The following is a 6,809-nucleotide window of genomic DNA, read 5'->3' as shown; positions in this document are numbered from 1 at the left end:
GTGATCGCGGCAGCTTCCGGTCGGACGGTCGCCAACAACGAGGACGGCGTGGCCGTCGTGATCGAGCGGATACTCGCGGAACGCCGGTAGTCGAGCGGACTCTCGCGGAACGCCGGTAAGGGACGGCGTCCTGGCGCCCGCCCCTTACCGCCCCCACCCTCACCCCTTACCAGTCCTCGCCTGGACCCCGATCTACAGCCGAACCCCGCGCTTGGCCAGCCACTCCCGCGGATCGACTCCCGATCCCAGCTGAGGCGTCAGACGTACCTCGAAGTGCAGATGCGGCCCGGTCGAGTTGCCGGTCGTGCCCGACTGCCCGACCCACTGTCCCGCGGCGATCCGCTCTCCCTGTTCCACGGTGACGGCGGCCAGGTGGGCGTACTGGGTGTAGTAGCCCCCCGCGTGTTTCACCACGACCTCGATGCCGAACGCGCCGCCGCACGACACCTTCACCACCCGCCCCGCGCCGACCGACCGCACAGGCGTGCCGATGTCCACCGCGAAGTCCTGCCCGGTGTGCCGGCTGGCCCAGCGATCACCGCCGCTGCCGAAGCCCGAGGAGAGTTCGTACGTCTCCACCGGCGCGACCCACGGCTGCGCGAAGCGCGTTCGCGGCTGGTCGAGCCGGACGGCACCCCGGCACGCACCGGCGGCGACCGAGGCGTCCGCCTGCCCCTGGAGCGTCCACTGCGCCTCTTCCAGCTTCTTCTCGATGCCCCGCTTGATCTCGGCGAGTTCGCCGTTGCGCCGATCCAGCACCTGCCAGGCCGACGCCGCCTTCTCCTCGTCGGCGGCGAGCCGTGCCTCGGCCCTGCGGCTCTTGGTGACGGCGTTGTTGACCGCCAGATCCGCCTGCCAGACGGCACGCTGACCGCGCATCAGCTCCTCGGGGCTGTCCGCGAGCAGCATCTGCGCGGTGTGCGGGAGTCCGCCGCCGTTGCGGTACTGGGCGCGCGCGATCCGGCCGAGGTCCCCGTGCAGCGCGGCGATGTCCTGCCGCTCACGCGCGAGGAGCCGCTCCAGCCGCTGCGCCCGGCCCCGCTGCACCTCGGCCGCCCGGCGGCCCGCCTCGTACTGCTGAGTCGCCAGGGACGCCTCGTCGTACAGCCGCACCACCTCGGCGTTCAGGCCGCCCGGGGCGTCGGAGTCTCCCGTGGCCGACGTGGGCCGGGCAACCAGGACGGCCAGCGCGCACAGCAGCACGGGGACGAGCAGGGGATGGCGACGACGTGAGCGCATGACATCGATCGTGTCGCGCTCAAGTGGCTACGGTCCTGTTCAAGTCGTACACCTGGGGGACCGGTTGTCACGGATGGACCACTCCACTGAGCCGAACAGGGGCCTGGTTGAGGGAACTTCGGCGGGCCGCCTTGCCTCGGCTGCCCGGACCGGCCGACCGCACCCGGGTTCCTTCAGTACGGCGCCTCCCACACCACCGACGCGCCGCCGCCGTTCTCCCCGCTGCCCGGCCCGTACCAGCTGTCCCCGCCCAGCGACTCCGCCCGTCGCGCCAGGTTCTTGAGCCCGCTGCGCCGCCCGCCCTCGGGGATGCCGACGCCGTCGTCCGTGACGGTCAGCCGTACGCCGGGCCGCCCGTCCGGCAGTCGTACGGTCGCGTCCACGGTGACGTCGATTCGGGACGCCCCCGCGTGCCGGAAGGCGTTGGACAGGGCCTCGCGGAGGGCCGCGATGAGGTTCTTGGCCGTGAGTTCGCCGACCACCATGTCGACGGGACCGACGAAGTGGTGCGACGGCTTGAAGCCGAGCGGCACGGCGGCCATGTTGATCTCACGCAGTACGCGTGTCCGCAGCCCTGTCGGCACCTCGGCCGGTTCCTGCTGGAGCGCGAAGATGGCGGTGCGGATCTCCTGGATGGTGACGTCGAGTTCGTCGACCGCCTTGCCGACGCCCTGCCGCACCTCCGGCACCGCGGACCTCCGCTGGGCGCTCTCCAGCATCATCCCGGTGGCGAACAGCCGCTGGATGACGAGATCGTGCAGGTCACGGGCGATCCGGTCGCGGTCCTCGTAGACCGCGAGCCGCTCCCGGTCGCGCTGCATCTCCGCCATCATCAGCGCCAGAGCGGCTTGCGAGGCGAACTGCGTCGCCAGGTTGCGCTCGGTCTCCGAGAACGGCCGCGCGCCCTCCGCACGCGCCATGACGAGGGTTCCCAGGACTCGGCCGCCGCTCTGGAGGGGCAGCAGCATCGTCGGCCCGTAGCCACCGGAAAGGTCTCTGAGCATGCGCGGGTCGGTTGCCGCGTCCTCCACGAACACGGCCTCTCCCGCAAGGAGTTCGCCCACGACCTCGTTCTCGGCCGGCACGACGAGACCCAGCGCCTTCGACGGCCGCTCGGACGCCACGGCGACGATCTCCAGACCGCCCTCGGCCGCGGGCAGCAATACGAGTCCGGCGGCCGAGTCGGAGAGCCGGCGGGCCTGTTCGGCGACCACCTGCAGGGCCTCGTCGGCGTCCCCGCCGGACAGGAGCGCGGTCGTGACGGCCACGGATCCGTCGATCCAGCGCTCGCGCTGCTTGGCGGCCTCGTACAGACGCGCGTTCCCGATGGCGATGCCCGCCTCCCCGGCCAGCACGCGCACCATGTCGAGGTCGTGGTCGTCGAAGGACCCTCCGCCGCTCTTCTCGGCCAGGTAGAGGTTGCCGAAGATCTCCCCCTGCACACGGATGGGCACCCCCAGGAAGCCACGCATCCGCGGATGGTGCTCCGGGAACCCGCACGACCGGGGGTCCTCCGTCGTCTCCGCGAGCCGCACGGGTTCGGGCTCGCGGAGGAGCGCCCCGAGGAGACCCTCGTGCCCGTCCGGCAGCCGCCCGATCAGCCTGGCCGTCTCCCCGTCGACCCCCTGGTACACGAACTCGGCAAGCCCGTCCCCGTCCTCCGCCGCCACCCCGATCGCCGCGTACCGCGCGTCCGCCAGCTCCGCCGCGGTCCCGCAGATCCGCTCCAAAGTGGACCGCAGTTCAAGCCCACTCCCCACCGCCCGCATCGCTTCCAGCAACCGCGGCACGTCATCGGAATCCGGGGCACCACCGGGGCTCGGCACGACTGGCATACACAGAGCCTAATTAGTCCCTTTTGTGAAGGAAAGCCGAACCATCCTCACAGAGCGCACGGCAGCCCGGCTTTCATGGGGGTGCGGGGCTTCGACATGTGCGGCTCCGCCGCGTGGGAGCGACCAGCCCCCACAACCCGCAACCGAACCACTCATCACGCGCGATCGCTCACCGCACACCGACCAACAACTCCGTCCGACTCTCCCGCTCGAACATCCCCCGCAGCGCCCCCTCCTCACGCACCAACTCCCCGTACGCCCCCCGCTGCACCACACACCCACCGTCCAGCACGATCACCTCGTCGACCGCCTCAAGACCCGCCAGCCGATGCGTGATCAACAACGTCGTACGCCCCTCGGTCGCGGCCAGCAGATCAGCGGTGAGCGCATCGGCAGTGGCCAGATCGAGATGCTCCGCGGGCTCGTCGAGAACGAGCACGGGAAAGTCCGCGAGCAACGCCCGCGCCAGAGCGAGCCGCTGCCGCTGCCCCCCGGACATCCGCGCCCCGTGCTCCCCGATCAACGTGTCCAGGCCATCGGGCAGCCCGTCGACCCAGTCGAGCAACCGCACCCGCCCCAGCACGTCCCGCAGCGCGGACTCGGTGGCGTCCTTCCGAGCGAGCAGCAGGTTCTCCCGTACCGAACTGTCGAAGAGATGGGCGTCCTGCGCGCACAGCCCGACCAGCCGCCGTACGTCGTCGCCGTCCATGCCGTACGCGTCGACGCCGCCCAGCGTGTACGTCCCCGCAGCCGCGTCCAGGAACCGCAGCAACACCTGGGCGAGGGTCGTCTTGCCCGCCCCGGACGTCCCCACCACAGCGGTGCGACGTCCCCGTTCGAGCGTCAGGTCGACCCCGGCGAGCGCGTCCCGCTCCTGTCCGGCGTGACGGGCGACCAGGCCCTTCAGCACGACGGGGAACGGCGATCCGGGCGCCTCCGACGGCCGCTCCGGTTCACGTACGGGCTCGGGCGCGTCCAGCACCTCGTACACGCGCTCCGCGCTCTTGCGCACCCGTTGGCGGTACTGGACCGCGAGCGGCAGCCCCAGGACGGCCTCGAAGGCCGCGAGCGGGGTGAGGACGACGACGGCCATCGCCACGCCGCTGAGCCGCCCGTCGAGGACCGCCTGGGCGCCGACGAGGGAGGTGGCCGCGACGGTGAGTCCGGAGACCAGCGCGATGAGCCCGTCGCCGAGCGCGGTGGCGGTGGCGGCGCGTGAGGCGATACGGGTCAGCTCGCCGTCGGCCCGCCGTACCTCGGCGGTACGCGCGGGCAGCGCACCCGCGACCGTCAACTCGGCCGTGCCCGTGAGGAGATCGGCCACCCGGGTCGCCAGCACCCCGCGTGCCGGGGCCAGCCGGCGCTCCGCACGACGTGCGACGGCACCGGTCACCAGCGGGACGCCCACGCCTGCGGCCAGCAGCCCGAGCGCGAGGGCGGCCCCGGCCTCCGGCAGCAGCCAGGCCGTGAACCCGACCGAGCCGGCGGACACGACGGCGGCAGCCGCGGCGGGCAGCAGCCAGCGGAGCCAGTAGTCCTGCAACGCGTCGACGTCGGCGACGAGTCGCGAGAGCAGATCACCGCGGCGAGCGGTACGCAGCCCGGCGGGCGCGAGCCGTTCGAGGCGCCGGTACACGGCGACCCGGGTGTCGGCGAGCATCCGCAGCACCGCGTCGTGCGACACGAGCCGCTCGGCGTACCGGAAGACGGCCCGCCCGATTCCGAACGCCCGCGTGGCCGTCACGGCGACCATCAGATAGAGCACGGGCGGCTGCTGGGAGGCCCTGGAGATCAGCCAGCCGGAGGTGGCCATGAGGCCGACGGCGCTGCCGAGCGCGAGGCTCGCGAGTAGGAGGGCAAGCACCAGCCGTCCGCGCCGAGGCCCGGCCATGGCCCGCACACGCGCCAGTACGCCTTCTCGCGCCTCCTGTTCCCGCCCCTCCGGGAGCAGAGTCGCCTCTTCCTCACCACCCGCGGGCACCGCCACCACGTCGTCCCGAAGCTCCTTGTCGCCGCCGGAGCCCATGGAGCCGTCCACCGCGACAGGCACCTCTGGCTGCAGTCGAACCACCCGGTCCGCCACGTCCAGCAGCGCGGGCCGGTGGACGACGAGCAGCACGGTCCGCCCCACGGCCAGGCGCCTGACCGCTTCCACGACCTCGGCCTCGGTCGCCCCGTCCAGCGAGGCCGTCGGCTCGTCGAGCAGCAGCACCGGCCGGTCCGCGAGGAACGCCCTTGCCAGTGCAAGCCGTTGACGCTGCCCGGCGGAGAGCCCGGCACCTTCCTCACCCAGTACCGTCCGTACGCCCTCGGGCAGCGCGTCCACGAACTCGAGAGCCCCGGCATCGGACAGCGCCCGCCGCACCGCGGAGTCGTCGACGTCCGGCCGCGCCAGCCGTACGTTCTCGGCGACGGACCCGGCATACAGATGGGGCCGCTGCGGCACCCAGGCGACCTGTGAGCGCCACTCCTCCAGCGAGGTCTCGGTGAGATCGACTCCCCCGACTCTCACCCGCCCCGACGTGGGTTCCACGAATCCCAACAGCACGTTCAGAAGCGTCGACTTGCCCACTCCGCTGGGCCCGACGAGTGCCACCGTCTCCCCGGGCTCGACCGCGAACGACACGTCCGACACCGCGTCCGAGGACCGCCCCGGGAACCGGACCGTCACCCCTTCGAAGCGCACGCCTCCGGAGGGCGGCACCGCGCCGGTCCCCGACGTCGGTTCCGGTGTCTCCAGGACCTCGAAGATCTCCTCGGCGGCGGACAGCCCCTCCGCCGCCGCGTGGTACTGCGCCCCCACCTGCCGCAGCGGCAGATAGGCCTCGGGCGCGAGAATCAGGACGACCAGACCGTCGTACAACGCCATCTCGCCGTGGACGAGCCGCATTCCGATGGTCACCGCGACCAGGGCGACCGAGATCGTGGCGAGCAGTTCCAGCGCGAAGGACGAGATGAAGGCGATCCGCAGGGTGCGCATGGTCGCCTGCCGGTAGTCCCCGGTGATCCGGCGGATCGAGTCGGCCTGCGCCTTGGCCCGGCCGAACACCTTGAGTGTGGGCAGTCCCGCGACCACGTCCAGGAAGTGGCCCGAGAGCCGTGACAGCAACCGCCACTGACGGTCCATCTGGGACTGGGTGACCCAGCCGATGAGCATCATGAAGATCGGGATGAGCGGAAGAGTGCCGACGATGATCGCCGCGGACACCCAGTCTTCGGTGACGATCCGCGCGAGTACGGCCACCGGCACGACCACCGCGAGCCCCAACTGCGGGAGATAGCGCGAGAAGTAGTCGTCCAGCGCGTCGACCCCACGGGTGGCGAGCGCGACCAGCGAACCGGTCCGCTGCCCGCTCAGCCAACCAGGGCCGAGCGCGCCGGCACGCTCCAGCAACCGCCTCCGCAGCTCCGACTTGACGGCCGCGCTCGCCCGGTGCGCGGCGAGTTCGGTGAGCCAGGAGACACACGCCCTACCGACCGCGACCGCCGCCAACAGCAGGAGCGGCGTGCGCAGTTCGGCAACCGACAGTTCGTGCTGGAAGGCGCCGACCACCACTTCGGCGATCAGCATCGCCTGGGCGATGACCAGCCCCGCCCCCACAACTCCCAGACCGACAACCGCGATCAGGAACAGGCGGGTGGCGCGGGCGTATCGCAGCAGTCGCGGGTCGATCGGTTTCACGTGAAACACACCCTTGGGTCAAGCAGGTGTGTTTCACGTGAAACACACCCTCT

3 protein-coding genes are annotated in these 6,809 nt (G+C 71.7%); all 3 read right to left on the bottom strand.

What is annotated here, in order from left to right; genetic code table 11:
- Window positions 1-192: 192 nt before the first annotated feature.
- Entirely contained in the window at window positions 193-1,239 is a 1,047-nt protein-coding gene (locus AOK17_RS01000) for a M23 family metallopeptidase (RefSeq protein WP_055610313.1), read from the bottom strand.
- Between the two features lie 173 nt (window positions 1,240-1,412).
- A complete protein-coding gene (locus tag AOK17_RS00995; protein ID WP_055610312.1) occupies window positions 1,413-3,074 on the bottom strand; it encodes a GAF domain-containing sensor histidine kinase in 1,662 nt (553 codons plus the stop codon).
- Window positions 3,075-3,243: 169 nt separating this feature from the next.
- Window positions 3,244-6,756, bottom strand: coding sequence for a thiol reductant ABC exporter subunit CydD (gene cydD, locus AOK17_RS00990; RefSeq protein WP_055610311.1), 3,513 nt, complete (start codon window positions 6,754-6,756; stop codon window positions 3,244-3,246).
- Window positions 6,757-6,809 lie beyond the last annotated feature (53 nt).

Origin of the sequence: Streptomyces phaeochromogenes, from assembly GCF_001418655.1 — a bacterium.
GTDB lineage: Bacteria > Actinomycetota > Actinomycetes > Streptomycetales > Streptomycetaceae > Streptomyces > Streptomyces phaeochromogenes.
Note: the sequence above shows the minus strand (reverse complement) of the source record. Positions and strands in the feature narration are given on the sequence as shown.